Genomic DNA, 25674 nt, shown 5'->3' on the forward strand with positions numbered 1-25674 from the left:
CTCCCCTGCCCGACGGGAGCATTCCCGCCCCCGAAAGGCTGGATTGCGTTGTCCGGAATGGGGGCCGTGACAAGCAACTTCGGCAGCCAGCGGACGCCGACCAGCTCGGTTCCCGGGTCCAGGCCGGTTCATCGCTGGTGCCCGTCGTCGTGGTGGGCGCCTCGGGCCCCGGCGCGGAGGTGACCTGCTCCGGCGCCTACCTGGCCAATCGCGAGGTGTGGCTGCTGCCTACCCTGCCGTCCATCTCGGCGGTTCCCCTGTCGGTGGTGATCGGGGGCGTGGGATGCCTGGGGATCGGGCTGTTGATCAACCCACGGGCCCGAGGCAGCCGCGGCTGACCTGGTCACAGGAGTCCCATCAGCCCGGTCACCCCGGGGGCGGCGAACACCAGCACCGCACCCAAGGCCATGTGGGGCCCAAAGGCGATCTCTGTGCGGCGATCGGCCTTGCGGGCCACGATCAAGCACACCCCCCACACCAGAGCGAACAGGTAGGCCGCGAGCGTTCCGGCGAACACATGGACCCACGACAACAGCCCCAGCACCATGCCCAGGCTCACGGCCAGCTTCGCGTCCCCGAGCCCCATCCCGCGGGCACCTCCGACCAGGACCTGGACCAGGTAGAAGCCGCCGAGCGCGGCACCTGCGGCCACAGCGCGGAGCAGCGCCTCCGCCGATCCTTGAGACAGGCTCACCGCGGCCACGCCCGCCAGCGTGACGCCCATGAGGGGCAGGGTGATCGCGTCGGGCAAGCGGTGCACATCGAGGTCGATAGCCGCCAACGCCCCCAACACCAGCGAGTATCCGGCCAGGAGCAGCGCAGCGCCGGGGGCGCTCGCCCACCAGCCGGCCCCGATCAGTCCGAGGACCACCGGAAGCACCACCGCGAGCCAGCGCGCGTCACGCACGGGGAGTTCGGCCTCGTCGTCGTACCGATAGGTTCGACGACCCAGCCAGGCGACGAGCAGGAGGGCCGCACCGAGCCCGAGAAGCACGCCGCCGAGCAGGCCAGCCCCCATCATCGGCACCCCGGCCAGGTGTTCCACGCTGTCCCGTCCCAGTGCTGAGCGGCCGGCGTCTCCTTGCGGGCCTGGGCCATCCTCGCCCCGAGGGTCTCCAGGGGGATCGGGGTTCCGGCGTCGGCGTCCCGGGCACCCGTGGCGCGCGACACGTAACCGTCTCGTGTGGCCGCCGCGGAGAAGGAAGCAAGGAGCGGAGTCCCGGTGCTCGCCGGGGACACCACGTGGGCGTAGCGTCGCTGCGAGGTGACACCCAAACCGGTCAGAAGATCCTCGATCGCCTCGACGCTGTCCGCGGAGGAGACCGGCAGGGACGCCACCTCCGTGCCCGACCCGGCGGGCACCGTTGTCCGTGCGGCCGTCACGTAACCTCCCGCGTCACGATCGATCTCGATGCTGAGCGGCCCCGTGGCCGTCCCGCCGTGGAGCAGTTCGGTGGTCGCGCCGCCCTGCCACTGCGTCGTCCCCACGCTCACCGCACCGCCGCCGTCCCCGAGTGCCGTGGCCAGTTCGTAGGCGTGAGCCGAGGGCGCCAGGCCTGCACCGCTACCGGCGAACCGTCCGCTCGGAACCGGCACGGCGGGTTCGCCGGACGTCGTGAAGAGGCCCTCGCCCACCGCGGCCCAGGCGTCAGCGACGGGGGTACCGCCGGTCCCGAACCAGGATTCCTGGCGCTGCTGCCTGCGCAGGCCCGTCAGGATGGTGCCGAGTTCAGCTTCCGAGCCCGCCGTGTAGAGGCTGGCCGCCGCGGCGCGCGCCCAGGTCCCCGCGACGGGATCGTCCCCGGCCATCGAGGACCCCGCAGCGGTGATCACCGTGAAGACGCCCCCCGCCGACTCCTCGACCGTCACGAGGGCGCCGTCCCCCAGGTCGACCTGGTAGGCGAGCCGCGTGGCCCCGGCGGGCGCGGACGCCGGTACCGCGCAGCCGGCAGCGTCGTTCAGATCGGTGAGCTGCTGTGGTTCACGGCAGGCGGCGCCGGTCACCGAACAGGCGGCAAACGCGACCCGGCCGGCGATGCGCCCCTCGGAGACCGCTGCCACGAGGGCGCCGATCAGCGCTACGGCAACGAGAATCACGCCGACGGCCTGCAGCGCGGCAGCCCCCCTGTCACCCCGCATGCGCTTCACTCCTCGAGGGTGAACGTCGACATGAGCCGGGGCAGCCCTTCGGACTCCAGAGCGGAGGCGGGGCCGAAGGCGACGACGCTGTAGATGGTTCCGCGCTCAGAGCCGATCATCAGCTGCGACACGAAGCGTGGTTCGGTGCTCCCCCCTGACTGCTCGACCCACCGGAGGATCTGCGCCGAGCGAGCGCCCGGCCACGTCAGCCCTTCACGCGTGGGGCGGGCGCCGTCCTCGCGCAGTTGGCGCTCGAGCTGAGCCCCCTGCTGCTCGACGCCGAGGCTGGGGGTCCCCTCCCGGACGACGGTGATCGCAGTCACCAGCGGGCCGTTGGGGTGGGGCTGGCTCCATTGGCTCACGCTGACGTCGTCGGGGTAGGTCACGAGGGATTCCTCGTAGGAGCCGGGAACGCCGAGGCCGAACCCCGGCCCGGTCACGCGCCGCAGGCCGATCGGCACCGGGCTGTGCCGCAGCGACTGCTCCTGCGGCTCGGGGGTGGCCAGCGCGCTCGCGTCGGCCGTAGCCGAGCATCCGCCTGCGGTGAGCAGCGGCAGGAGGGCGACGAGGGCGGCGAGCCGGCGCGCGGCTCGGACCCCGAACGGTGAGGCCCCCCAGCGCCTTCCTTGCCCTCCGGCGTGGCTGCTCGCCGTCATCTCACACCTGCTCGTTCACGTAGGTGTAGTCGGCATCCACCCACCACACGAAGGGCTTGGAGACGCTGACACTGCCCAACTCACTGTCATCGAACCCACCTTCGCGAAGCCAGAACCCGGTGTCGGGGAACGGCCTGGAAGCGTTGAGCCGGCTCGCGGCTTCGGGATCGGAGTACCAGCGAACCGTCACGGTGACCCCGAAGCAGCCGCTCGAGCTGAACACCCCTCCCCCGCCCGCGGCGACGTCGCGGGCCAGTTGAGCATCGTCGAGGGGAACGCCTGCGCACCCGCGGGCGCTCAGCGCCGCACGCATCGCGGCGGCCGCGCCGGGCAGATCGTCGTCGGCGGGGTCGATGAGAAGGCGGCGCTCCACGTTGCACAGCAGGCGCCCGGGATCCCAGAGGGAGTCTCGGCGTCCGGCATCACACCAGTCGGACCTTCGGGTGGCGAGCACAGTACCGACCTCCTCGAACGGAGACAAGACCATCGCGCTGCGGGTAATGCCTTCACGGCGTTCCGCGGCTATTCCGCTTCCTTCGGCCCGATCACGCGGGTCGGCGGAGCATCCGGCGAAAAGCGCCAAGCCGAGCACGCCTGCGAGGAAGGTCACTCCCCCACGAGGGGTGGTGCGTTTTCCCCGGCCGGACCGCGGGTGGCGATCCGGCCGGGGACCCGGGGTCTCTCGCTGCGGACGGTGACGGTCCGCTCGGGAGGGCGAGCTCCTGATGAGCACCTCGGGGGTCTCCTTGGGGCAGGTTTCCTTGGCGATCACGATCATGTCACCCGCGCGGGGCCCACTCCCAGGGTCGGCGGGCCCAGGCCTGGGCCCGGTCTGGGCCCGGCCGGATGGTCCCAGATTGGGCCCTCCTCTGGGCCGCTAGACGCTGGCCTGGTTGGTGTGGGCCAAGGCGGCCACCATGTCGGCCACGTCGAAGGTGGCGACGGGCCACCCCAGATCGAACGACTCCAGCGTCCGGGTGAGGATCTCGGTGACAGCCAGCCGGGCGTACCACTTCCGATCGGCGGGCACGACGTACCAGGGGGCGGCCTCGGTGCTGGTGCGAGCGAAGACGTCCGCGTACGCCTGCTGATAGGCAGGCCACTTGCTGCGCGTGGTGATGTCGCTCGGGCTGAACTTCCAGTGCTTGTCGGGGCGATCCAGGCGTTCGGCCAGACGTGCGCCCTGTTCGTCGTAGGAGACCATGAGGGCCACCTTCACGATCGTGGTGCCCGACGCGATCAACTTCTCCTCCCAGGCGTTGATCTCGTCGTAGCGCCCTTCCCACTCGGTCTGCGGCACCAGTTCGTCGACGCGCACGACGAGGACGTCCTCATAGTGGCTGCGGTCGAAGACGCCGATCCGCCCGCCGGGGGGAACCTGCTTCTCGATGCGCCACAGATAGTGGTGAGCGCGTTCCTCCGCCGTGGGCACCCCGAAGCTGGCCAGCTTGACCCCCTGCGGGTCGACCATGCCCATCACGTGGCGGACGATGCCGCCCTTACCCGCCGTGTCGAGCCCCTGCAGCACCAGCAGGACCGATCGCTCACCGCCGCTGCGCCCCTCCGCGAACAGCTTCTCCTGCAGGTCGGAGAGCTCCCGCCCGCGGGCCGCCATATAAGCCTCGCCCTGGGAGCGGGTGCCGTCCCAGCCCGGCTTCCCGCGACGGTCCAACGCCGCCACATCGAAGGTGGACCCCGCCTTCAGCTCGTCGCGGGGATCGGTCTTCCAATAGTTCTTCGCCATGCCCGGCATCCTGCCCGACGTCAGCGGCTCACGGGAGTGATCGGAAGCAGGTGTCGCCCGGTCGGACCTATCTGGGTCTCGGTGCCGAGCTGAGGGCAGACGCCACAGTCGTAACAGGGCGTCCAACGGCAGTCCTCGACGGGACGCTCCTGGAGAGCGTCCTCCCAGTCCTCCCACAGCCAGTCCCGATCCAGCCCGGCATCGAGATGATCCCAGGGGAGGACCTCGTCCTGGGTCCGCTCGCGGGTCGTGTACCAGTCCAGGTCGACGCCCGTCCCGGCCAGCGCGGTGGCACAGGCCGCGACCCAGCGGTCGTAATCGAAGTGCTCGCTCCAGCCGTCGAACATGCCGCCGGCCGCCCAGCAGGCCTCGATGACGGCCCCGACCCGTCGATCACCGCGGGACAGCAGCCCCTCGATGATGCCCGGACGACCATCGTGGTATCTCATCCCGATCGCCCGACCGAACTTCTTGTCCCCACGGATCTTGTCGCGGAGGGCGTGCAGCCGGTGGTCGATCGTCTCGGCCGACGCCTGAGCCGCCCACTGGAAGGGGGTGTGCGCCTTCGGCACGAATCCGCCGATGGACACCGTGCACCGGATATCTCGCGTCCCGGCGGCCTGCCGGCCGGTCTCGATGACGCGCGCGGCCATGTCGGCGATCGCGAGGACGTCCTCATCGGTCTCGGTGGGGAGCCCGCACATGAAATAGAGCTTCACGGCACGCCAGCCGTTCCCGAAGGCCGCGGCGACCGTGGCGATCAGGTCGTCCTCGGTGACCATCTTGTTGATCACCTTGCGCATCCGTTCCGACCCACCCTCGGGGGCGAACGTCAACCCGCTGCGGCGCCCGTTGCGCGACAACTCGTTGGCGAGGTCGATGTTGAAGGCGTCCACGCGGGTGCTGGGCAGCGACAACGACACGTTGGTGCCGTCATAGCGGTCGGCGAGTTCGCGGGTCACGTCGCCGATCTCGGTGTGATCGGCGCTGGACAACGACAGCAGACCCACCTCTTCCAGCCCGGTCGCCCGCAGACCTGCCTCGACCATCGCCCCGATCGTCTCGATCGACCGCTCCCGGACGGGCCGGGTGATCATGCCCGCCTGGCAGAACCGGCACCCGCGGGTGCAGCCCCGGAAGATCTCCACCGAATACCGCTCGTGGACCGTCTCCGCGATCGGCACGATGGGGGCCACCGGGTAGGGCCAGGCGTCGAGGTCCATCAACGTGTGCTTCGCGACCCGCTCGGGCACCCCGGGGCGGGTCGGCGTGACGGTCGCGATCCGCCCATCGGGCCGGTACTCCACCTCGTAGAACCCCGGCACGTAGGCGACTCCACTCGTCGCCAATCGCATCAGCAGGCCGTCTCGACCGCCAGGGCGCCCCTCCGCCTTCCAACCGCGGATCAGCGCGCTGACCTGCAGGGACGCTTCCTCCCCGTCGCCGATGATCGCCGCATCGATGAAGTCGGCGATCGGCTCGGGATTGAACGCTGCGTGCCCACCCGCGATCACCAGGGGCTCGTCCTCGCAGCGATCCCGCGCGTGCAGGGCGATCCCGGCCAGATCGATGGCGCCCAGCATGTTGGTGTACCCCAGCTCTGTGGAGAAGCTCACGCCCACGACGTCGAAGGCGACGATCGGGCGGTGGTTATCGAGGGTGAACTGCCCGATCCCCTCCTGCCGCATGAGGGCCGCCAGGTCGGGCCACACGGAGTAGGTCCGCTCCGCGAGGATCCAGTCACGCTCGTTCAAGATCTCGTACAGGATCGCGACGCCCTGGTTGGGCTGGCCGACCTCGTAGGCGTCGGGATACATCAGCGCCCAGCGGACCTCTGCGGCGTCCCATGCCTTCGAGACGGAGTTGACCTCCCCACCCACGTACTGGATGGGTTTGGCGACCCGGGCGAGCAGTGGCTCCAGCCGGTCGAACACCGAGGCGTGGCGCGGGCGTGATGCGGCAGTCATAGGGCGCCCATGCTAACCGACGCCTCGCCGCTCACCCCAGGGGCCCGCGTGCGTGCCCCTGCCCCGGGTCGTCGGCCCGATTGCGGAATCCGGCCGCCTCCAGGTCCTCGCCCAGCTCGTCGATGGTGGCGTGTTCGTCGTCCCACTGGTCGGTGCGGTAGGCAGTGCGGGCCAGCATGTGACCCGACACCGGTGCCGTCATGATCTGGAGCACGATCGTCAACAGGGCCAGCAGCACGACGTGCCACGTGCGCAGCGTGACCGCAACCCCCGTGAGGATCAGCAACAGCCCGAATACCTGGGGCTTGGTGGCGGCATGCAAGCGGGTCATCACGTCGTGGAACCTCACCACGCCCAGAGCCGCTGCCAGGCAGAACACCGAACCGGCGAGCAGGAACAGGGCCCCGACCACGTCGAGGATCTCGTTAAGCATCGTCCCCCCTCTCCGGGGTGTCGTCGCCCGCCGGGGTGGCGGGGTCGCCCGTGGTGGCCTGCGGACCGGGATCGTTCAGGTAGGCGGCCCGGGCCTCAGCCTCGAGGAAGCTGCGCTCACGGGCGGTCGCACCGGTGATCAGACGTGCCAGCCCGACGGCCGTGGTGAAGCCCACCAGGGACAGCACCAAGATGATGATGAGCGCCACCGAGGTGCGGAACCACACCGCGTGGGCGCAGATCGACGCGATCAGCACCGCGATCAGGACGTCGGAGGCGATCCCGCGATCCAGACCGGTGGGCCCCTTGGCGAGCCGCATGAACGCGAGCAGTGCGGAGATCAGGAGGATCACTGCAGCGATGGCGACGATGACCTGGCTCGGTGTCATGAGTCCCCCTCCTGAGCCGCGTCCGCGGTCGGCGCCTGCACCTGCTGCATGGCCGCGAGTTCCTCGGCGGTGCCGAAGGCCGCCACGACGCGTCGTTCCAGGGCCCACGTGTCGTCGATGGTGTCCTGGCGCTCGGACGGATCAGGCAGGTCGAACACGTGCAGGTACAGCAGGCGCGGCTTGCGCCGGGCATCGACGACGATGGTGCCCGGCACCACCGACGCCAACTCGGCGGTGTTGACCTCGTACAGATCGGCATTGGAATGCAGCGGGACCCGCACGATGCCCGGATGCGGCACACTCCGGCCGAACGCGTAACCCATCAACCGCACCGACGACACGGCCAGGTCGCGGACGAGATGAACGACCAGGACGAGGAGGCGCCACGGGTGGATGCGACCCGAGTGATCGACCGGCGGCAGGGGAAACACCAGCATGATGAGCCATCCCAGCAGCAGCCCGCCCACGACGCTGACGATGTTGACCTCGCCGACCAGCACCAGCCAGATGATGGCCAGCATGAGAATCTGACGCGGCTGGAACGGCACCCGACGGCGGGACCTGCGCCGGGTCACGGGCCCCGCATCGGCCTCAGCGCGGGCCTCCTCGCTCATGGCGCCACCTCCCCGAGCACTGCGGTCACGTAGTCGGCGTTCAGCAGGGCACGAGCGGCCAGCGTCGTGTACTCGTACAGCGGGCCGGCGAAGACGGTCAAGGCGACGCTGAGGCCGATCAGGCCAAAGGTGGCGGCCACCATGATCCGTGGCATGGGTCCCTCCGACGGGTTGATGGGCAGTTCGTCCTCCTCGTCTGAGACCGCCTTGGTGTAGGCCACCGGGGTGCCCCAGAAGGCCCGGTTCCACACCTTCGCGATCGCGTAGAGGGTGAGCAGGCTCGTGAGGACGCTGGTCCCCACGAGGACGAACGCCAGGGGCGTCCCCACCTGGACGCCGGCGTCCAGCAGGCCGAGTTTGCCGATGAAGCCGGACAGGGGAGGGATACCCGCCAGGTTCATGCCGGGGATGATGAACAGCACCGCCAGCAGCGGGGAGGTGATCAGAAGCCCCGACAGCCGATCCAGGGAGTTACTGCCCCCGACCCGTTGGATCAGCCCGACGACGAGGAACAGCGTCGCCTGGATGGTGATGTGGTGCGCGGTGTAGAAGATGGCTCCGGCGATCCCTGCTTCGGTAGCGAGCGCGATGCCCATCACCATGTAGCCGATGTGGCTCACCAGCGTGAACGACAGCATGCGTTTGATCTCGGACTGGGCGATGGCCCCCAGGATGCCGACGATCATCGTGGCGGCGGCGACGCACAGCAGCAGTTCGGTCAGGGGGCGGTGCGGGAAGATCAGGGTCTGCGTCCGCAGGATGGCGTAGACGCCCACCTTGGTCAGCAAGCCCGCGAACACGGCCGTCACCGGGGCCGGGGCGGTCGGGTAGGAGTCGGGCAGCCAGGCCGACAGCGGGAACACGGCCGCCTTGATGGCGAACACCACCAGCAACATGAATTGGAGTTGCGCCTGGGTCGCCTCAGGCAGCGCGGGGATCCGCTGTGCGATCTGGGCCAGGTTCACGGTTCCGACGGCTGCGTACACGTTGGCCAGCGCGATCAGGAACAGGCTGGAACTGAGCAGGTTGACCACGACGTAGATGGAGCCCGCCCGGATGCGTGACCTGGTCCCCCCCATGGTCAGCAAGACGTACGACGCGAACAGGAGGATCTCGAATCCCACGAACAGGTTGAACAGGTCCCCGGCCAGGAAGGCGTTCGACACCCCGGCGCACATCAGCAGGAAGGTGGGGTGGAAGATGGAAACGGGAGTCTCCTTCTTGACCTCCTCCTGCTCCTGCCCTGCGGAGTACAGCAGCACCGCCAACGTCACGAGCGCGGCGACGGTGAGCATGAGACCCGAGAGCCGGTCGGCCACCAGCACGATGCCGAAACCGCGCGGCCAGGCGCCCACCCACAGCGTCTGCGGCCCGTGCGCATTGGCCTGCAGCGCCAGCGTCGCGGCCACCGCCACCACGCCGGTGAGCACGAGGATGGAGACGAGCCGTTGCAGGCGCGGCCGGCGTCCGAGGATGAGGGTGAGGGCAGCGCCGAGCATCGGCAACAAGACGGGAACCGGGAGCAGGTTGTTCATTCGCTCACCCGGTCTTCACCCGTATCGCTGAAGCTGATGTCCTCGAACGAGTCCGACACGTCGTCGCGTTCGGCCAACTCACGGATGCGACGGTCCTCGATGTCGTCGGAGACCTCGTCGTGCCCGTTGAGCTGGAAGCTGCGGTAGGCCACCGTGACGACGAACGCCGAAACAGCCATGGTGATCACGATCGCGGTCAGCACCATCGCCATCGGCAGCGGATCGGCCATCCCCTCGGGCGCGAACAACCCGATCAGCGGCGGATTCCCCGACGAGCCGGAGGCGACCAGGAACAAGATGTTGACGCCGTTGCTCATCACGAGGACCCCCACCAGGATGCGTGTCAGGGAGCGCTCGGTGAGCAGATAGACGCCGGACGCGATCAGGACGCCCGCGACGATGGCCAAGGTGACGTTTCCGGTCATCGGGCACCTCCTGGTCGTCGGGCGGTGGCGGGGAGCGCCGTGGTGGATTCGGGACGTGGCATGGGGGTGCGTTCCTCTTCGGCCTGCTGGTCGATGCCGGCCCCCAGGCTTCGCACCAGGTCGAGCATCATGCCGAGAACGACGAGGTAGACCCCGATGTCGAACACGGTGGAGCTCACGAGGTGCAGGTCGCCGAACAGGTTGACCGCTCCCCAGGGCGTCTCGACCGCGGTGAGCGCAGGGATGGTGACGTGGACGTCGTAGCTTTGGAAGATCCGTCCGCCGAAGGCCCAGGGCAGCATGGAACTGCCGGCCCCGATGAACAGACCCAGGCCCAGCACGCGCCCCGCGTCCACGGGGGCGGCTTCGTCGAGTTCCTTCGCGCCTGCCGCCAGGTAGCGCACCATCAGCGCCAGCCCGGCGACCAGGCCTCCGGCGAATCCGCCGCCGGGGAGGTTGTGTCCGGCGATGAGCAGGTAGATGGACACCAGGATCATCACGCTGAACAGCAGCCGGGTCACGACTTCGAAGATGAGCGAGCGCGCGGCAGGGTGCAGGCTTTGGCTGGCGCGGAGCCAGGCGCCCTTGCCTTGGTTCGTGGCCGTGGCCCGCGTGGGACGACGGCCGGGGACGCGCGAGCGCAAGAAGATGAGGCTCGCGACGCCGGTGGCAGCGATGACCAGGACGGAGATCTCCCCGAGGGTGTCCCAGGCCCGGGTGTCGACGAGGATCACGTTGACGATGTTCTTGCCGTAGCCGAACTCGTAGGCGGCGGTCTCCAGCCCAGCCGACGCGGGCTCTGCCACGCGCGAGCCGGCGCTCACCAGAATGGAGGCCGTGACGGTGACGCCGACGCCGATGGCCAGCAGCATGCGCCACCAGCGCGAGCTGTGCAGCGGTCGGTCGGTGAAGTACTTGGGCAGCGTGCGCATCACCATCAGGAAGACCAGCAGGCTGGCCGTCTCGATCAGCACCTGGGTGAGGGCCAGGTCCGGGGCCCCATGGAGCAGGAACAGCAGGGCGGTGCCGAACCCGGTGACCCCGACCGTCAAGATGGCGCGGATGCGCCCGCGGACCGTGACCAGGCTGATCGCGGCGGCGCAGGTCACGACGGCGACGGCCACCTGGGCGAGGTTGTCGTAGGCCACCGGGACGACCGGCCACACCGGCATCAGGACCAGCGTTCCCCCCACCAGGACGATGAAGACGCTGAGGATCATGCCGATCGACGAGGCCAGCGAGCCGCGCTGGACGCGCGCGGTGACCTCGACGGCCACGGCATCCAGCAGGCGCATGGTGGTGCGGTAGAAGTCGTTGGCGGCTGGCATGTGCGGGAAGGTGCCCTGGACGCGGGCGACCCCATCACGTTGCCAGAACAGCACCGCGCCGCCTGCCAGCGCGAGCGCGGACAGCCCCAGTGGGGCGGTGAACCCGTGCCATAAAGCGAGGGAATGCGGATGCTCACCAGTGTGGACGCTGGTCACGTACGAGCTGAGCACGTCGGTGAGGGGCGCTCCCAGGAAGCCCATGGCGAGGCAGGCGAGGCCAAGGAGGGCCGGCCCGGCGAGGAAGCCTGCGGCGGGGGTGTGCTTGAGTGGCGTCGGCTCGACGCGGCGACGACTCCCGAAGGCTCCCCACCAGAACCGGAGGGAGTACGCGGCGGTCAGCATGGAACCGACCACGACGGCGACGACGAGGAGCACAGCGGCGGCGGGGAGGAACCCGGTTCCGTCTCCGCCGGCACCGGTGAGTCTCACCAGGGCGTCGAGCGCCGCCTCTTTGGCCAGGAAGCCGAACAGCGGCGGCAGGCCGGCCATCGACGCGGCGGCCAGGCCCGCGATCACGGCGACCACCGGCATCCGGGAGGCCAGGCCCGACAGCCTGGTGATGTCACGGGTGCCCGTGGAGTGGTCGATGACGCCGACGCTGAGGAAGAGCGTCGCCTTGAACAGCGCGTGGGCCAGCAGCATCGCCAGGCCTGCCTGCGCCGCAGCCTGGGTGCCGAGGCCGACCAGCAGCATGATGAAGCCGAGCTGGCTCACGGTGCCGTAGGCGAGGAGGAGCTTGAGGTCGTCTTGGCGCAGGGCCCGCCAGCCGCCGAGGATCATGGTGGCCGCACCGAGAATGGCGATGACGGGTCGCCACAGCGGAACGGACGCGAACGCGGGCGCCATGGCGGCCACCAAATAAACGCCCGCCTTCACCATCGTCGCGGCGTGCAGGTAGGCCGAGACGGGAGTCGGCGCCGCCATGGCCCCGGGCAGCCAGAAGTGGAAGGGGGCCAGCGCGGACTTGCTCAGGGCCCCGGCCAGCATCAACAGGGCTGCGGCCGTGGCGGCGAGGCCCTGTGGCGGGGTCGCCAGGATCGCGCTCAGGCTGAAGCTGCCCCCCAGGACGCCGAAGGTGACGATGCCGACCAGCATCGCGAGGCCACCCGTGGTCGTGACGATCAGCGCCGTCGTCGCCGCCGCTCGGTTGGCCCGGCGCGACGAGTCGTGGCCGATCATCAGGTACGAGAAGACGGTGGTCAGCTCCCAGAACACGTAGAGAACGACCAGGTCGTCGGAGGCGACGAGTCCGAGCATCGCCCCGGCGAAGGCAACCAGCAGCCCCAGCGTGCGGGCCGGCGGCCGGGAGAAGTACCAGCGGCAGTACACCAGCACGATCACGCCGATGCCGGTGACCAGCAGACCCAGCAGCCATTGCAGGAGGCCTACACGAAAGGTCAGGGAGACCCCCAGGGCCGGGATCCAGGGCATCGTCTCGACGTAGGCCGCTCCGCTGAGGATCGGGCCGGACTCGGCGAGCAGCAGCACGAAGCCGAGCAGGGGGACGATTGCCACCGCCAAGAAGGCGTTGCGGCCCAGCCAGCGGGACCACACGGCCGCCATCGCTCCCACCAAGAAGTGAAGAGCGATGAGGCCGATCAGCACGCGGTTGCCCCTTCCCGGGGTCGTGGCTTACAGGGTCACCTCACTCTACCAAGCGCGAGGGGGTTGCCCCGGCGGCGGTCCGTATGCCGGGGCCGCCACCAGGGTGGCGTCGAGCTCGGCGCGCCCCGGCGCACTGCGGACGACGATCCCCTTGCGTCGGGCAAGGATCTCGACGATGACCGCCGCCACCGCGAGCACGCCCACGTTGATCAGAATGCTCGCGTCGCCGGTGCCCTCGGTACGGTTGAACATCCCCGACATGTCCACGAACGGCAACGTGACCTCGGTAAGCATGTTGTTGACGACGTGGATCGCGACCGCCGCCTCCAGACCGCCGGTGCGCCAAGTCAGCCAGCTTCCGACCAACCCGAACACCATGTAGTAGGCGTTCAGCCAAGGGTCGTCGGCGCCGTGCAGGGACATGAACACGAGCACGGTCACGACCGTGGAGAGGACGAAGCCCACCCTCGGGTTCGGCAGCCAGGCGGCCACCGAGCGGCCGAGCAGGCCACGCACGAGGTATTCCTCCCCCGCCGCCTGCAACGGGGTCGTCAACAGGATGCCCAGGATCATGGCGAGGGTGTGCGGCCAGATGCCGACCCCTTCCGGCGGGGCGACGAGGATGCCGATGCCGATCAGCAGGATCCATAGCGGGAGGATCGCCGCGATGACGAGGAACAGCCAGCGCCAGCGGACGCCACCGGTCACTGAGCTGAGCCAGCGGGGCGGCTGTTGCACACATGCCCAGGCGGTGAACATCGCCACGGGAATGCAGGCCGCAAGGCTCAGGTTGTTGGCGATGAAGAACCCGGGGCCGACCTCGAGGTTGTCCAGCGACACGGCAAGGAGGCTCGTTCCGTCGATCAGCATCCCGATGGCTCCGAACATCCCGCTGAGCAGCATGAACACCACGCAGGCCAGGAGGATGGCCAGCAGCGACTTCCACCACCGGTACCGAGGCGCACGCCAGAAGGCGAAGTAGTCGCGCTCCTCCAGCGGCAAGGCCGGACGTAGATATGCCGGCAGGTGAGCGACCCAGGCCGTCACGTCGGGCGCCGGTACCGGCGGCTGGAACGGGCCGGACGCCGAGTCGTCGGGCTGTGCTGAGCCGTACGTCATGCCAGGCCTCCTACGGCAGGTGGGGGAACCAGAGCGCGATCTCACGCGCCGCGGACTCGGCCGAGTCGGACGCGTGGACCAGATTGCGCGACCCGGAGGTGCTCAGATCGCCTCGGATGGTCCCGGGGGCGGCCTGGATGCCATCGGTGGCACCGTTCAGGGCGCGTACGGCGGCGATCGCCGACTCCCCTTCGATCACGGCAGCCAGCAGTGGCCCCGAGGTGATGAAGGCGCGCAGCCCTGGGTAGAACGGCTGGTTGAGATGTTCGGCATAGTGCCGATCGGCCAGTTCGCCGTCGATGGTGCGCAGATCCAGCGCCACCAGGGACAACCCTTTGGCCTCGTATCGAGCGAGGATGCTCCCGACCAGCCCGCGGGCGACGGCGTCCGGCTTGAGCAGGACGAGGGTGCGTTGCGTCATGCCGGTCACCCTAGCGGGAGGCTGGGCCTGCCTCGATCCGGCGTCCCAGGACGATTTCCACGACGAAAAGGGCCGCGAACGCGCCACCCACGACGTACATCCAGGGCGTGAGTAGGCCGAGCGCGATGCACGCCACTTGCGCCGCCCAGGCAAGCACCCACCCCAGCGGCCTGCGTAGCGTCGCGGCGGCGAGCAGCGGCAGCAGCGCCGCAGTTCCACCGACCCCGAGGGCTACCCCCACCGGGACACCGCTGACCTGAATCATGCCGGGGATGGCCAGGACGCACACCACCACTTCGAAGATGAGAGTCAACGAGACCGTCTTGGTCATCGGGTTCCCCGCCCGCAGCATCATCACTGTTCCCCCGCCACGTCGTCGTCCCCGCCGCCGTGCGATGAGAACGGGTCGGCGTCCGGCCGCACCAGGAGCGTGCGGGCCTCCCCCGCCAGGATCACCGAGCCCACCACCAGGATGCCGGCCCCCGGCCCAGCGTCGTCGGCGAGCGTGACGGCCAACTCGAGCGCGTCGGGAAGAGCGGCGCGAACCTGGACCCGTTCCTCCCCGAACACGTCGGCGGCGAGGTCCCCCAGCTCGGCGGCCGGAAGCCCTCGGTCGGTGGAGGCGACCTGGGTGCACACGATCGTCGTGACGGTCTCCTCGAGGATGCTCAGCACCCCCTCCACATCCTTGTCTCGCATCATGCCGACCACGGCGACGAGCGGTTGGAAATCGAAGGCCTCATCGAGTCCCGCCATCGTCGCACGCACGCCGTGCACGTTGTGGGCGGTGTCCAGCACCAGGGTGGGCCCGGAGCGGACCACCTCCAGACGGGCGGGCAGACGCACTGCGCCGAGCCCCTCAGCCAGGACGTCGGGCGGGATGGCCGTGCCACCCAGGAACGCCTCCACCGCCGCCACCGCGAGCGCCGCGTTGTGGGCCATATGCTCGCCGAAGGCCGGGAGCAGCACCTCGTCGGTGGGCCCGGACGCTGTCTCGAGACGCAGCACCTGCCCGCCGACGGCCGGCACCCGGCCGATCAGCCCGAACTCGACTCCCTCCCGGACCATCCGCGCGCCGACGTCGCGGCACCGGTCGGCGAGGACGTGGGCGGCATCAGGGCGCTGCTCGGCCATGACCGCGACCGCCCCCTCCTTGATGATCCCGGCCTTCTCCGCCGCGATCTCCGCCACCGTGTCACCCAGCAGGTGCGTGTGGTCCAGGTCGACGGGGGCTACCACGGCCACCTGCGCGTCGGCGACGTTCGTGGCGTCCCAGGTGCCCCCGAGGCCGACCTCGACCACCGCGACGTCGACGGGCGCCTGGGCGAATGCCTCATAGGCCAGCCCGACCATGACCTCGAAGAAGGTCATGGGGACGCCGTCGAGGCGTTGTTCGTCCACGAGCGCCACCAGGGGTGCGACATCGGCGACCAGCGAGTCGAACGCGTCGAAGGCGATCGGCTCGCCGTCGATGCTGATCCGTTCGGTGACGTCGCTCAGATGCGGTGAACTGATCCGCCCGACGCGCAAGCCCAGGGCCAGCAGCAGCGATTCGATCATGATGGCGGTGCTGCCCTTGCCGTTGGTCCCGGTGATCTGGATCACGGGGTAGGCGCGCTGCGGGTCGCCCAGCAGTTCTGTCAGGGCTGCGATGCGGGACAGACTGGGCGCGACACGGTGTTCGGGCCAGCGGGCCTGGAGCGAAGCGACGATCTCGGCATGCGTGGTCATGATCGCCCCAGCCTAGCCGTGGCGGCCTCCGGCGCACACGGGAGCGCAGTTGAAGACTTGAACGCCTTGTATTCTGTCCGCATGACCGCTGCGCAACCCCCGGTTCGTCACGCCTGGGCAGGTCGTCCCTGGACGGCGTGGGTGGGGTTGGCCGCCCGCCTGATCCTGGGCGGCGTCATCTTCGTCGCCGGAGCGTTGAAGGTGGGTGCGATCGGCGAGTCGATCCTCGCGGTCCGTGCCTTCCGGATCCTGCCCTATGAACTGACCAGCGTGGTGGGCACGATCCTGCCCTTCGCCGAGATCCTGCTGGGGCTGTTGATCATGGCCGGTGTGTTCACCCGGCTGACCGGCATCCTCGGCGCCCTCCTCATGCTCGCCTTCACCATCGCCATCATCAGCGCCTGGTCGCGGGGGCTGACCCTCGACTGTGGCTGCTTCGGCGGCGGTGGCGTGATCTCACAGGAGGAGGCGTTCGCGGCCTACCCGTGGGACATCGCTCGCGACATCGGCTTGATGGCCTGCGGCGTGTGGCTCGCGATCTTCCCCCGGACGGCCTTCTCCGTCGATAACTGGATTTTCGGCGTCTCCCACGCCGACGCGTCCGATGAGGACGCATCGCTCGACCCCGTGTCCCTCGGTACCAAGGAGTCCTAGATGTCCAGCAACGCCACGAATCGCCGCGAGCAGTTGCGGCGGCAGCAAGCCGCGGCCGCCAAGCAGCAGCGCACCACGCGGATCATCGGCGTGATCGCGGGCGTCCTCGCCCTGGTCCTGATCGGCGTGTTCGCCTACGTCATCGTGACCTCGCAGCAGAACAAGGCGGAGTCCACCCCCACCAACACGGCGCTCGCCGCGCAAATCGTGCCCCCGAACGCGAACGCCGACGGCAACGCCTTGGTGGTGGCCCAGGGCGCCGCGGGGACGCCCACGGTGACGCTGTACCTCGACTACCAGTGCCCCAACTGCCGCATCTTCGAGAACAACTTCGGGCAGATGCTCGACCAGGAGGCCCAGGCGGGCACCTGGACGCTGCAGAACAAGACCATGACGTTCATGGACTCCAACCTGAACAACACCGCGTCGACCCGCGCCGCCCTCGCCGCCTCCTGCGCCGCGACCGTGGATCACTACGCCGAGTACCACCTGGAGATCTACAACAACCAGGAGACCCAGGAGGTCCGCGGCTCGGTCGGGTACAGCGACGAGCTCCTGCGCGTGACGATTCCGACGAAGCTCGGCTTCACCAGCGACCAGCTCACCACCTTCCAGGCCTGCTACGACGGTCGCGCCACCCAGGACTTCGTCACCACGGTCGACAAGGGCGCCTACACCGACGGGGTGACCGGCACCCCGACGCTGCGGGTCAACGGCAAGGACGTCAACTACAGCAATGTGACCTCGGTCGCCGGGCTCAAGGAACTGATCCTGGCCTCGGTCTGATCCCCAGCCTGCACGACGGCCGCCGCAGCGATCCGCTGCGGCGGCCGCGGCATGTCTGGCCACCGCCCGCTGCCCTCCCGGCATCCTCGGACGCGAAGTGACGGGGTCCCCGCCCGCGGCCTAATATCGGGCCCATGTGCTCGACACCTTCTGCTGACCTGCCCGCAACGACCACCACCGCGTGGTCCGTACCGGAGCGGCCCGCGTTGGAGGGGCTGGAGGGACGCTGGGCAGGCACGTGGCGCGACGCCGGCACCTACACGTTCCGGCGGCCCGAGCGCCGCGATCAGGTGTTCAGCATCGACACCCCGCCGCCCACCGTGTCCGGATCCCTGCACGTGGGGCACGTGTTCAGCTACACCCACACCGATCTGATCGCGCGCTATCAGCGGATGCAGGGCAAGCAGGTCTTCTACCCGATGGGGTGGGACGACAACGGGCTGCCCACCGAGCGCCGCGTGCAGAACTACTACGGCGTCCGGTGCGACCCGGCGATGCCCTACGACCCCGATTTCACCCCGCCCGCCAAGCCGGACCCCAAGCGCCAGGTGGCCATCAGCCGTCGCAACTTCATCGAGCTGTGCCAGGAACTCACCCAGGTCGACGAGCAGGTCTTCGAGGACCTGTGGCGGCGTCTGGGCCTGTCGGTCGACTGGAGCGCGCTCTACACGACGATCTCCGATGAGGCTCAGCGGGTCGCTCAGCTGGCGTTCCTGCGCAACCTTGAGCGCGGCGAGGCCTACATGTCCGAGGCCCCCACGATGTGGGACGTGACCTTCCAGACCGCCGTCGCGCAGGCCGAGCTGGAGGCCCGCGAGTACCCGGGCAACTACTACCGCGTCGCCTTCCACAGCACCGACGGCCCGGTCTTCATCGAGACCACCCGGCCTGAATTGCTGCCGAGCGTCTGCGCGCTGATCGCGCACCCCGACGACGAGCGGTACGCGCACCTGTTCGGCACCACCGTCACCTCGCCGGTGTTCGGCGTCGAGATCCCGGTGCTGGCCCACCCGGCCGCCGAGAAGGACAAGGGTGCCGGGATCGCGATGTGCTGCACGTTCGGTGATCTGACCGACGTCGTGTGGTGGCGCGAGTTGCGCCTGCCCACCCGCGTAGTGCTGCAGCGCAACGGCCGGCTGCAGGCTGATGCCCCGGCGTGGCTGGTGAATCCCGAGCCGTACGCACAACTGGCCAACAAAACCACCTTCAGTGCCCGCGAGGCGATGGTGGGCCTTCTGCGTGCCTCTGGGGACCTGGACGGCGACCCGCGCCCCACTCAGCGGATGGCGAACTTCTACGAGAAGGGCGACAAGCCTCTCGAGATCGTCTCCACGCGGCAGTGGTACCTCAGCAACGGCGGTCGCGACGCCGGCCTGCGCACCACGCTGCTGGCCCGCGGCGAAGAGCTCGAGTGGGTGCCCGACTACATGCGGCACCGCTACACCAACTGGGTCGACGGCCTCAACGGCGACTGGTTGATCAGCCGACAGCGGTTCTTCGGCGTCCCGTTCCCGGTCTGGTACCCCCTGGATGCCGAAGGCCAGCCGGATCACGCCCATCCGATCGTCGCGGACGCCTCGGCCCTGCCGGTGGACCCGGCTTCGCAGGCCGCCCCGGGGTTCGAGGAGTCTCAGCGCGGCGTCCCGGGCGGCTTCGTGGGCGATCCCGACGTGATGGACACCTGGGCGACGTCCTCCCTCACCCCGCAGTTGGCGTGCGGCTGGGAGCGCGACGCGGCCCTGTGGAACCTGACCTTCCCCATGGATCTGGCTCCCCAGGCGCACGACATCATCCGCACCTGGCTGTTCAGCCGGGTGGTGCGCGCCCAGTTGGAGAACCACTCCCTGCCGTGGCGACGCGCCGCGATCTCCGGGTTCGTGGTGGATCCCGATCGCAAGAAGATGTCCAAGTCCAAGGGCAACGTGGTCGTTCCGACGGAGATCCTCGACAAGTTCGGGGCGGACGCCGTGCGTTGGCGGGCCGCGATGGCGCGTCCGGGCCTGGACTCCCCCTTCGACGAGACGCAGATGAAGGTCGGACGCCGCCTGGCGATGAAGATCCTCAACGCGTCGAAGTTCGTGCTCTCGATCGCGGCCGAAAGCAGTGAGGCTCCGCAGACGACGCAGATCGATCAGCCCGTCGATCTGGCGATGCTGGCGGGACTCGCGCAGGTCGTCGACCGGGCGACCGCAGCCTTCGAGTCCTTCGACTACACCTCTGCGCTGGAGGCCGCCGAGAAGTTCTTCTGGACGTTCTGCGACGACTACCTCGAACTGGTCAAGGAGCGGGCCTACGGAGCACAAGGCGAAGCTGCGGCCGCCTCGGCGCGGGCAGCCCTGGCCCTCGCCCTGGATGTCCAGTTGCGGTTGTTCGCACCGTTCATGCCGTTCGTCACCGAGGAGGTGTGGTCGTGGTGGCGCGCCGGCTCGGTGCATCACGCCGCCTGGCCGCTGCCGTCCGAGCTGCCCGTCGGCGGCGATCCGGCGCTGCTGGAGGACGTCTCCGCGGTGCTGATTGGCCTGCGCGGCGCCAAGTCCGCCGCCAAGGTGTCGATGAAGACCCCGTTGGCCTCGGTCGCTGTGGAGGGTCCCGCCGATCAGATCGACCGGCTGCGCGCCGTGGAGGACGACCTCCGCGCCGTGGGCCGGATCGCCTCGGCACCCGACTGGGTCCCTGGTGGAGTTCAGCTGACGGTTCAGGCCGTCGTCACGTCATCTCAGGAGAATGCATGATCACTGTCCGCACGGCCGGCCTCGCCCTGGCCGCCGCCCTCCTTCTCAGCGGTTGCTCCGCTAACGACGCCCTCCAACGCGTCGAGCAGGTCAAGCAGGAGGCGGGCAAGGCGATGCTGCCCACCATCGCCTTGGGCGAGTGCACCAACTTGGAGATTCCTGAGACCGAGTCGGGCAGCCAGGTGAGCTCGATCCCGAAGACGGACTGCGCTCAGCCGCACGGCTGGGAGGCCTATGCCGAGAAGGAGTATCCGCTCGATGCCAGCTATCCGGGCGAGACGGCCGTCCAGGATGAGGCGGGTGACTTCTGCTCGGGCGAGTTCGAGACGTTCCTCGGCGTGGACTACGACTCCTCCGAGATGGAGTTGCAGTACCTGTATCCGACGCAGGACACGTGGACGTCGCTGAACGATCGCACCCTCACCTGCCTGGTGGGCTCCTCGAGCAACGACGTCGTCGGCTCGTTGAAGGGCACGCAGCGCTAGGCGCGGCAGCTGACGAGCGAACCCGCCTCGATCCTGTGGATCGGGCGGGTTCGTTCGTGTCGGCGACGCCTGCTGTCGGTCAGGCCGATCGGGATCGGCGCGTGCTGCGGGGTGCCCGCGGCAGAATCCGGGGCTCGGCCCCCTGGCGTACCGTCTCCGCGGTGACCACCACCTGCCCGATGGTGTCGTCGGAGGGCACGTGGTACATCACGTTGAGCAGGATCTCCTCCAGGATGGACCGCAGCCCCCGGGCTCCGATCCCCCGCTCCAGCGCCAGTTCCGCGATCGCGGTGATCGCGTCGTCGGTGAAGTCCAGGTCGACGCCGTCCAGCTCGAACAGTTTGCGGAACTGCTTGGTGAGCGCGTTGCGCGGCTGGACGAGGATCCGCACCATGGCGTTCAGGTCGAGCGGCTTGACCGTGGAGATCATGGGCAGGCGCCCGATGAACTCGGGGATCAGCCCGAACAGGTGCAGATCCTCGGGGCGGACCTCCTCGAACGGGTTGCGGTCGTTGGCCCGCCGCAGACCCATGTCGTTGTTGAAGCCCAGCGGACGTTTCCCGACCCGGGAGTTGATGATGTCCTCCAGACCGGCGAACGCCCCGCCCACGATGAACAGGATGTTCGTCGTGTCGATCTGGATGAACTCCTGGTGCGGGTGCTTGCGTCCGCCCTGGGGCGGCACCGACGCGGTCGTGCCCTCCAGGATCTTCAGCAGCGCCTGCTGGACGCCCTCGCCGGACACGTCGCGGGTGATGGACGGGTTCTCCGACTTGCGGGCCACCTTGTCGATCTCGTCGATGTAGATGATGCCCGTCTCGGCCTTCTTCACGTCGAAGTCGGCGGCCTGCAGCAGCTTGAGGAGGATGTTTTCGACGTCCTCACCGACGTACCCGGCCTCGGTCAGGGCAGTGGCGTCGGCCATCGCGAAGGGCACGTTCAGCATCCGCGCCATCGTCTGGGCCAGGTACGTCTTGCCGCAGCCGGTGGGCCCGATCAGCAAGATGTTGGACTTGCCCAGCTCGACCAGTTCGTCCTCGGCCGCCCGGCGGGGGCTGTTGGCCTGCGCCTGCACCCGCTTGTAATGGTTGTAGACCGCGACCGCGAGGGCCTTCTTGGCGGTCTCCTGTCCGATGACGTACTGGTCGAGGTGGGAGACGATGTCACGAGGCTTGGGAAGGTCCTCCAAGAGGCCGACATCGGTCCCCTCAGAGAACTCCTCCTCGATGATCTCGTTGCACAACTCGATGCACTCGTCGCAGATGTAGACACCCGGACCAGCGATGAGCTTCTTCACCTGCTTTTGGCTCTTTCCGCAGAACGAGCACTTGAGCAGGTCGGAGGTCTCACCGATGCGAGCCATGCCACTCCCCTTCTGTGATCACCGACGTTGAAACCTCAGGCGACGTCTTTGAGCGAGGTGAAGATCTCGTCGATGATGCCGTACTCCTTGGCCTCTTCGGCGGTCAGGAACTTGTCGCGCTCGATGTCGCGGCTGATCCGCTCCACGTCCTGGCCGGTGTCCTTGGCCAGCATGTGCTCCATCAGCGACCGGATCCGCAGGATCTCACGGGCCTGGATCTCCAGGTCGGAGCCCTGTCCGTAACCGCCCTCGGTGGCCGGCTGGTGGATCAGGATCCGGCTGTTGGGCAGCGCGAACCGCTTGCCCTTGGTGCCAGAAGCCAGCAGCACGGCCGCGGCGGAAGCGGCCTGTCCCAGGCACACCGTCGACACGTCGGGCTTGATGTACTGGATCGTGTCGTAGATCGCCGTGAGCGCGGTGAAGGAACCCCCGGGCGAGTTGATGTACATGCTGATGGGCCGCTCGGGATCCATCGACTGCAGGCACAGCAGCTGCGCCATCACCGCGTTGGCGATGTCGTCGCTGATCGGGGTGCCGAGGAAGATGATCCGGTCCTCGAACAGCTTGGTGTAGGGATCGACGCGCCGGACGCCGTAGCTGGTGCGCTCCTCCCACTGCGGGATGTAGTAGTCCATCGAGGCGCCGCGCGGGGCGACCCCGCCGGGCATCGCGTTGAAGTCCATGGGAGTCCTCACTGGTTCGGAGCGTTGTCGCTGGTGATCTGGGCGGCGTTCTCGTACACGTGGTCGATGAACCCGTATTCGAGCGCCTGAGCCGCGGTGAACCAGCGGTCGCGGTCGGAGTCGGCCTCGATCTGATCGACGGAGCGGCCGGTGTGCTCGGCGATCAGTTCGGCCATCTCCTTCTTGGTGGCCAGGATCTGCTCGGCGAGGATCTTGATGTCGGACGCGGTGCCGCCCAGCCCGCCGGAGGGCTGGTGCATCATGATCCGGGTGTGCGGCAGCGCGTAGCGCTTGCCCTTGGTGCCCGCGCTGAGCAGGAACTGCCCCATGGATGCGGCCAGCCCCATCGCCACCGTGGCGACGTCGTTGCTGATCCACTGCATGGTGTCGAAGATCGCCATGCCGGCGGTCACCGAGCCACCCGGGGAGTTGATGTAGAGGTAGATGTCCTTGTGCGGATCCTCCGCGTTGAGCAGCAGCAGCTGCGCGCAGATCGCGTTCGCGTTGTCGTCGCGAACCTCCGACCCGAGGAAGACGATGCGGTTGGCCAGGAGGGCCTGGTACACGGAGTCGCTCATGCCGACACCGCCGGCACCGACCGCGGCCTGCAGGCCAGGAAGTTTCTCGTTCACGTCCCCGAAACTACCCGTAGTTGGAGACATTTCGGAGCGTTCCGCGCCACTGTTCGCTGACGGCGGAGACGCCACAACGCCCCGGCCTGGTGGCCGGGGCGTCGTGTTGGAACGGGTCGGATCACTCCGCGGCGTCGGCGTCCTTGGCCGGGGTCGCCTTCTTCGCGGAGGCCTTCTTCGCGGCCGGCTTCTTGGCCGGGGCGTCGGCATCCTTGTCCGCGGACTTCGCGGCGGCGTCCTTCTTCGCCGAAGCCTTCTTGGGCTTCTCGACCTCGTCGGCGGCGGGCTCCTGCGCCTCGGCCTCAGACTCGGCGAGGGTCCCGTCGGGACGGATCGAGGTGACGTCGACGACGTTGCCGTCGGTGTCGGTCACGGTCGCCTCGGCGACGATCGAGCCGAGCACCTTGCCGCGGCGGATCTCCGCCATCCACTCGGGGGCGTGGTTGTGCTCGATCATGTGCTGCATCTCCTGCTCCGGGGAGGAGCCGGACTGCTGCGCGCGACGGAACAGCATCTCGGTGAGCTCGGCCTGCTCGACGCCGACCTCTTGCTCGTCGGCCAAGCGATCGAGAATGATCTGCGCCTTCAAGGAGGTCTCGGCGTTCTCGGCAACCTGGGCCCAGAACTCTTCGGCCGTGGCGGCGGTCTCGTCCTCGGACTCGGCGAGGTAGTCCTCGACCGAGTAGCCCGCGCGCGTTAACTGCTCGGTGATCTGCTGCTTGCGGCCCTCGATCTCGGCGTTCAGCATGGCCTCGGGCAGGTCGAACTCGGTCTTGGAGACCAGGTCGGCGACCACAGCGTCCCGGGCGGCATTGAGCTGATCGACGCGAGCCATGCGGGCGACGGCGTCGGCCAGGTCGGCGCGCATCTCCTCGACGGTGTCGAACTCGGAGATCATCTGCGCGAACTCGTCGTCGACGGCGGGCAGCGTCTCGGTCTGCACCTTCTCCACCGTCACGGTGACGTCGGCGTTCTCGCCCTGGGCGGGCCCGCCCAGCAGTTCGGCGGTGAAGTCGGCCTTGTCGCCGGCCTTCAGACCGGTGACTGCGGCGTCGAGGCCCTCGATCATGCCGCCGGAGCCGACCTTGTAGGCCAGGCCGGAAGCGGAACCCTCGAGCACGGGCTTGCCGTCCTGGGTGGCCTCCAGGTCGATCGTGACGACATCGCCGTCCTCAGCGGCGCCGTCCTTGTCCTCGCGGGTGGCGAAGCGCTGGCGCATGAGCTCGATGCGCTGCTCGACCTCGGTCTGATCTTCGGAGACCGGCGCGACCTCGCCGACCAGGTCGGCGAACGCGGGCAGGTCGAAGTCGGGGCGGACGTCCAGTTCGGCGGTGAACTCGACGACGTCGCCGTCCTCCAGCTTGGTGACCTCGATCTCGGGCTGACCCAGCGGCACGACTTCGCTGGCGGCGACGGCGGCGGAGTAGGCGTCCGGCAGGGCCGCGTTGATGGCCTCCTGCAGGACGGTGCCGCGCCCAAAGCGCTGATCGATGATGGCGGCCGGCACCTTGCCCTTGCGGAACCCAGGGATGTTCACCTGACCGGCGATGTCGGCGTAGGCCTTGTCCAGGTGCGGCTTCAGGTCTGCGAAGGGGATTTCGATGGTCAGCCTGGCCCGGGTGGGGCCGAGCTTCTCGACGGTGCTGGGCACTGGGTTACTCCTGTTGATCGATGGTCTGGTCGAACCTCGGAGCGGATGACGGGAATCGAACCCGCGTAGCCAGTTTGGAAGACTGGGGCTCTACCATTGAGCTACATCCGCGCAACGCCGATCCAGCGTAGCAGGGCCCCTTGGGACACACGGAACTCGCAGCGACGTTCGAGCCTAGAAACTGCCGCGAGGCCAGTTCTCCGCCGAGCCGTGGTCGTCGAACCGATCGCTCCTGCTGGTCGCAACTCCCCGCAGACCGTGCACGAACGCGGCGACCTCGCCGCGCTGGATGCCCCGTCGTTGCGGCACCACCGGCACACCAGACGCGGTCGCATCCTCAGCGTCGACCGGTTCAGCCCCCAGTTGAAGCAGCCACAACCGGATTCGCACCGCCTCGACACCCTGGGGATCCAGTCCGACCCGCACCCGCTCCCCCACGTCTCGCCTCCTCGTCCGCCGGGCCAGTTGGCCCCAGGAGGCCTCGCACCCGTAGAATCACCCCGTTACGGGGCGTAGCGTAGTGGCTAGCGCGCCTGCTTTGGGAGCAGGAGACCGCAGGTTCGAGTCCTGTCGCCCCGACCAT

The 25674-nt window shown here is 68.8% G+C and carries 26 protein-coding genes and 2 tRNA genes; 6 read left to right on the top strand and 22 right to left on the bottom strand.

All coding sequences use genetic code 11. The features are described 5' to 3' along the window. Positions 1-338: hypothetical protein (locus V7E09_RS06520; protein ID WP_324523175.1), on the top strand; the 338-nt coding region annotated here is incomplete at its 5' end. Positions 339-343: 5 nt separating this feature from the next. Here V7E09_RS06520 and V7E09_RS06525 read toward each other — a convergent pair. From V7E09_RS06525 to V7E09_RS06600, 16 genes are all read right to left on the bottom strand, one after another. Then, positions 344-1045 (bottom strand): A24 family peptidase, encoded by a 702-nt coding sequence (locus V7E09_RS06525; protein WP_324523176.1) that lies wholly within the window; start codon positions 1043-1045, stop codon positions 344-346. Further along, positions 1018-2139 carry a hypothetical protein gene (locus V7E09_RS06530; RefSeq protein WP_324523177.1) on the bottom strand — a complete coding sequence of 374 codons (1122 nt, stop codon included), beginning with the start codon at positions 2137-2139 and terminating at the stop codon, positions 1018-1020. Before V7E09_RS06530 ends, V7E09_RS06525 begins: the two co-directional genes overlap by 28 nt. Positions 2140-2144: 5 nt before the next feature. After that, complete coding sequence (locus V7E09_RS06535; RefSeq protein ID WP_324509471.1) at positions 2145-2795, bottom strand: hypothetical protein; 651 nt, start codon at positions 2793-2795, stop codon at positions 2145-2147. A gap of 1 nt (position 2796) precedes the next feature. Then, a complete protein-coding gene (locus V7E09_RS06540; RefSeq protein ID WP_324523178.1) occupies positions 2797-3282 on the bottom strand; it encodes a hypothetical protein in 486 nt (161 codons plus the stop codon). 390 nt (positions 3283-3672) lie between these two features. Continuing rightward, on the bottom strand, positions 3673-4539 hold the full coding sequence (locus tag V7E09_RS06545) for a PPK2 family polyphosphate kinase (protein WP_324509469.1): 867 nt from the start codon (positions 4537-4539) through the stop codon (positions 3673-3675). Positions 4540-4559: 20 nt separating this feature from the next. After that, a complete protein-coding gene (locus tag V7E09_RS06550; RefSeq protein WP_324509468.1) occupies positions 4560-6506 on the bottom strand; it encodes a TIGR03960 family B12-binding radical SAM protein in 1947 nt (648 codons plus the stop codon). Between the two features lie 31 nt (positions 6507-6537). After that, entirely contained in the window at positions 6538-6939 is a 402-nt protein-coding gene (mnhG, locus tag V7E09_RS06555) for a monovalent cation/H(+) antiporter subunit G (protein WP_324509467.1), read from the bottom strand. Further along, positions 6932-7327 carry a monovalent cation/H+ antiporter complex subunit F gene (locus V7E09_RS06560; protein ID WP_324509466.1) on the bottom strand — a complete coding sequence of 132 codons (396 nt, stop codon included), beginning with the start codon at positions 7325-7327 and terminating at the stop codon, positions 6932-6934. The genes mnhG and V7E09_RS06560 overlap by 8 nt, the downstream gene beginning before the upstream one ends. After that, the gene (locus V7E09_RS06565; RefSeq protein WP_324509465.1) at positions 7324-7941 is read right to left on the bottom strand and encodes a Na+/H+ antiporter subunit E; all 618 of its coding nucleotides are present in this window, start codon (positions 7939-7941) and stop codon (positions 7324-7326) included. Before V7E09_RS06565 ends, V7E09_RS06560 begins: the two co-directional genes overlap by 4 nt. Then, positions 7938-9476, bottom strand: a complete 1539-nt coding sequence (locus V7E09_RS06570; protein ID WP_324523179.1) for a Na+/H+ antiporter subunit D — start codon at positions 9474-9476, stop codon at positions 7938-7940. The genes V7E09_RS06565 and V7E09_RS06570 overlap by 4 nt, the downstream gene beginning before the upstream one ends. Beyond that, positions 9473-9901: a Na(+)/H(+) antiporter subunit C gene (locus tag V7E09_RS06575; RefSeq protein ID WP_324509463.1), complete on the bottom strand. Its 429-nt coding sequence runs from the start codon at positions 9899-9901 to the stop codon at positions 9473-9475. Before V7E09_RS06575 ends, V7E09_RS06570 begins: the two co-directional genes overlap by 4 nt. After that, positions 9898-12834, bottom strand: a complete 2937-nt coding sequence (locus V7E09_RS06580) for a Na+/H+ antiporter subunit A (protein ID WP_324509462.1) — start codon at positions 12832-12834, stop codon at positions 9898-9900. Before V7E09_RS06580 ends, V7E09_RS06575 begins: the two co-directional genes overlap by 4 nt. A 45-nt stretch (positions 12835-12879) precedes the next feature. Further along, entirely contained in the window at positions 12880-13953 is a 1074-nt protein-coding gene (locus V7E09_RS06585; RefSeq protein ID WP_324509461.1) for a CPBP family intramembrane glutamic endopeptidase, read from the bottom strand. 10 nt (positions 13954-13963) lie between these two features. After that, complete coding sequence (gene ndk, locus V7E09_RS06590) at positions 13964-14374, bottom strand: nucleoside-diphosphate kinase (RefSeq protein ID WP_324509460.1); 411 nt, start codon at positions 14372-14374, stop codon at positions 13964-13966. Between the two features lie 10 nt (positions 14375-14384). Further along, positions 14385-14705 carry a DUF4233 domain-containing protein gene (locus V7E09_RS06595; RefSeq protein WP_324509459.1) on the bottom strand — a complete coding sequence of 107 codons (321 nt, stop codon included), beginning with the start codon at positions 14703-14705 and terminating at the stop codon, positions 14385-14387. 23 nt (positions 14706-14728) lie between these two features. Then, positions 14729-16105, bottom strand: coding sequence for a bifunctional folylpolyglutamate synthase/dihydrofolate synthase (locus V7E09_RS06600; RefSeq protein WP_324509458.1), 1377 nt, complete (start codon positions 16103-16105; stop codon positions 14729-14731). Positions 16106-16186: 81 nt separating this feature from the next. On the opposite strand from V7E09_RS06600, the gene V7E09_RS06605 reads away from it, so the two are divergent. From V7E09_RS06605 to V7E09_RS06620, 4 genes are all read left to right on the top strand, one after another. Then, entirely contained in the window at positions 16187-16759 is a 573-nt protein-coding gene (locus V7E09_RS06605) for a MauE/DoxX family redox-associated membrane protein (protein WP_324509457.1), read from the top strand. After that, a complete protein-coding gene (locus V7E09_RS06610) occupies positions 16760-17545 on the top strand; it encodes a DsbA family protein (RefSeq protein ID WP_324509456.1) in 786 nt (261 codons plus the stop codon). 134 nt (positions 17546-17679) lie between these two features. Then, positions 17680-20277 carry a valine--tRNA ligase gene (gene valS, locus V7E09_RS06615; protein ID WP_324523180.1) on the top strand — a complete coding sequence of 866 codons (2598 nt, stop codon included), beginning with the start codon at positions 17680-17682 and terminating at the stop codon, positions 20275-20277. Next, positions 20274-20762: a septum formation family protein gene (locus V7E09_RS06620; RefSeq protein ID WP_324509454.1), complete on the top strand. Its 489-nt coding sequence runs from the start codon at positions 20274-20276 to the stop codon at positions 20760-20762. The genes valS and V7E09_RS06620 overlap by 4 nt, the downstream gene beginning before the upstream one ends. Positions 20763-20841: 79 nt before the next feature. Here V7E09_RS06620 and clpX read toward each other — a convergent pair whose 3' ends face one another. The 6 genes from clpX to V7E09_RS06650 form a co-directional block, all read right to left on the bottom strand. Continuing rightward, on the bottom strand, positions 20842-22125 hold the full coding sequence (clpX, locus tag V7E09_RS06625) for an ATP-dependent Clp protease ATP-binding subunit ClpX (protein WP_324523181.1): 1284 nt from the start codon (positions 22123-22125) through the stop codon (positions 20842-20844). Positions 22126-22160: 35 nt separating this feature from the next. Further along, a complete protein-coding gene (locus V7E09_RS06630) occupies positions 22161-22808 on the bottom strand; it encodes an ATP-dependent Clp protease proteolytic subunit (RefSeq protein ID WP_284690559.1) in 648 nt (215 codons plus the stop codon). A gap of 8 nt (positions 22809-22816) precedes the next feature. Continuing rightward, positions 22817-23386, bottom strand: a complete 570-nt coding sequence (locus V7E09_RS06635) for an ATP-dependent Clp protease proteolytic subunit (protein ID WP_324509559.1) — start codon at positions 23384-23386, stop codon at positions 22817-22819. A gap of 175 nt (positions 23387-23561) precedes the next feature. Further along, entirely contained in the window at positions 23562-25091 is a 1530-nt protein-coding gene (gene tig / locus V7E09_RS06640; protein ID WP_324509452.1) for a trigger factor, read from the bottom strand. Positions 25092-25131: 40 nt separating this feature from the next. Further along, positions 25132-25202: transfer RNA gene (locus V7E09_RS06645), tRNA-Gly, on the bottom strand. A 63-nt stretch (positions 25203-25265) separates the two neighbouring features. Next, a complete protein-coding gene (locus V7E09_RS06650) occupies positions 25266-25529 on the bottom strand; it encodes a hypothetical protein (RefSeq protein WP_324509451.1) in 264 nt (87 codons plus the stop codon). A gap of 68 nt (positions 25530-25597) precedes the next feature. On the opposite strand from V7E09_RS06650, the gene V7E09_RS06655 reads away from it, so the two are divergent. Further along, positions 25598-25673: transfer RNA gene (locus V7E09_RS06655), tRNA-Pro, on the top strand. Position 25674 lies beyond the last annotated feature (1 nt).

Source organism: Propioniciclava sp., from assembly GCF_036744435.1.
Taxonomy (GTDB): Bacteria; Actinomycetota; Actinomycetes; order Propionibacteriales; family Propionibacteriaceae; genus Propioniciclava.

What these genes read in the sequence shown, in the direction of transcription:
- V7E09_RS06530 (WP_324523177.1), bottom strand. Translation starts at nt 2,139, where the DNA reads ATGCGGGGTGACAGGGGGGCTGCCGCGCTGCAGGCCGTCGGCGTGATT.
- V7E09_RS06535 (WP_324509471.1), bottom strand. Translation starts at nt 2,795, where the DNA reads ATGACGGCGAGCAGCCACGCCGGAGGGCAAGGAAGGCGCTGGGGGGCC.
- V7E09_RS06540 (WP_324523178.1), bottom strand. Translation starts at nt 3,282, where the DNA reads ATGGTCTTGTCTCCGTTCGAGGAGGTCGGTACTGTGCTCGCCACCCGA.
- V7E09_RS06545 (WP_324509469.1), bottom strand. Translation starts at nt 4,539, where the DNA reads ATGGCGAAGAACTATTGGAAGACCGATCCCCGCGACGAGCTGAAGGCG.
- V7E09_RS06550 (WP_324509468.1), bottom strand. Translation starts at nt 6,506, where the DNA reads ATGACTGCCGCATCACGCCCGCGCCACGCCTCGGTGTTCGACCGGCTG.
- mnhG (WP_324509467.1), bottom strand. Translation starts at nt 6,939, where the DNA reads ATGCTTAACGAGATCCTCGACGTGGTCGGGGCCCTGTTCCTGCTCGCC.
- V7E09_RS06560 (WP_324509466.1), bottom strand. Translation starts at nt 7,327, where the DNA reads ATGACACCGAGCCAGGTCATCGTCGCCATCGCTGCAGTGATCCTCCTG.
- V7E09_RS06565 (WP_324509465.1), bottom strand. Translation starts at nt 7,941, where the DNA reads ATGAGCGAGGAGGCCCGCGCTGAGGCCGATGCGGGGCCCGTGACCCGG.
- V7E09_RS06570 (WP_324523179.1), bottom strand. Translation starts at nt 9,476, where the DNA reads ATGAACAACCTGCTCCCGGTTCCCGTCTTGTTGCCGATGCTCGGCGCT.
- V7E09_RS06575 (WP_324509463.1), bottom strand. Translation starts at nt 9,901, where the DNA reads ATGACCGGAAACGTCACCTTGGCCATCGTCGCGGGCGTCCTGATCGCG.
- V7E09_RS06585 (WP_324509461.1), bottom strand. Translation starts at nt 13,953, where the DNA reads ATGACGTACGGCTCAGCACAGCCCGACGACTCGGCGTCCGGCCCGTTC.
- ndk (WP_324509460.1), bottom strand. Translation starts at nt 14,374, where the DNA reads ATGACGCAACGCACCCTCGTCCTGCTCAAGCCGGACGCCGTCGCCCGC.
- V7E09_RS06595 (WP_324509459.1), bottom strand. Translation starts at nt 14,705, where the DNA reads ATGACCAAGACGGTCTCGTTGACTCTCATCTTCGAAGTGGTGGTGTGC.
- V7E09_RS06600 (WP_324509458.1), bottom strand. Translation starts at nt 16,105, where the DNA reads ATGACCACGCATGCCGAGATCGTCGCTTCGCTCCAGGCCCGCTGGCCC.
- V7E09_RS06605 (WP_324509457.1), top strand. Translation starts at nt 16,187, where the DNA reads ATGACCGCTGCGCAACCCCCGGTTCGTCACGCCTGGGCAGGTCGTCCC.
- V7E09_RS06610 (WP_324509456.1), top strand. Translation starts at nt 16,760, where the DNA reads ATGTCCAGCAACGCCACGAATCGCCGCGAGCAGTTGCGGCGGCAGCAA.
- valS (WP_324523180.1), top strand. Translation starts at nt 17,680, where the DNA reads ATGTGCTCGACACCTTCTGCTGACCTGCCCGCAACGACCACCACCGCG.
- V7E09_RS06620 (WP_324509454.1), top strand. Translation starts at nt 20,274, where the DNA reads ATGATCACTGTCCGCACGGCCGGCCTCGCCCTGGCCGCCGCCCTCCTT.
- clpX (WP_324523181.1), bottom strand. Translation starts at nt 22,125, where the DNA reads ATGGCTCGCATCGGTGAGACCTCCGACCTGCTCAAGTGCTCGTTCTGC.
- V7E09_RS06630 (WP_284690559.1), bottom strand. Translation starts at nt 22,808, where the DNA reads ATGGACTTCAACGCGATGCCCGGCGGGGTCGCCCCGCGCGGCGCCTCG.
- V7E09_RS06635 (WP_324509559.1), bottom strand. Translation starts at nt 23,386, where the DNA reads ATGAGCGACTCCGTGTACCAGGCCCTCCTGGCCAACCGCATCGTCTTC.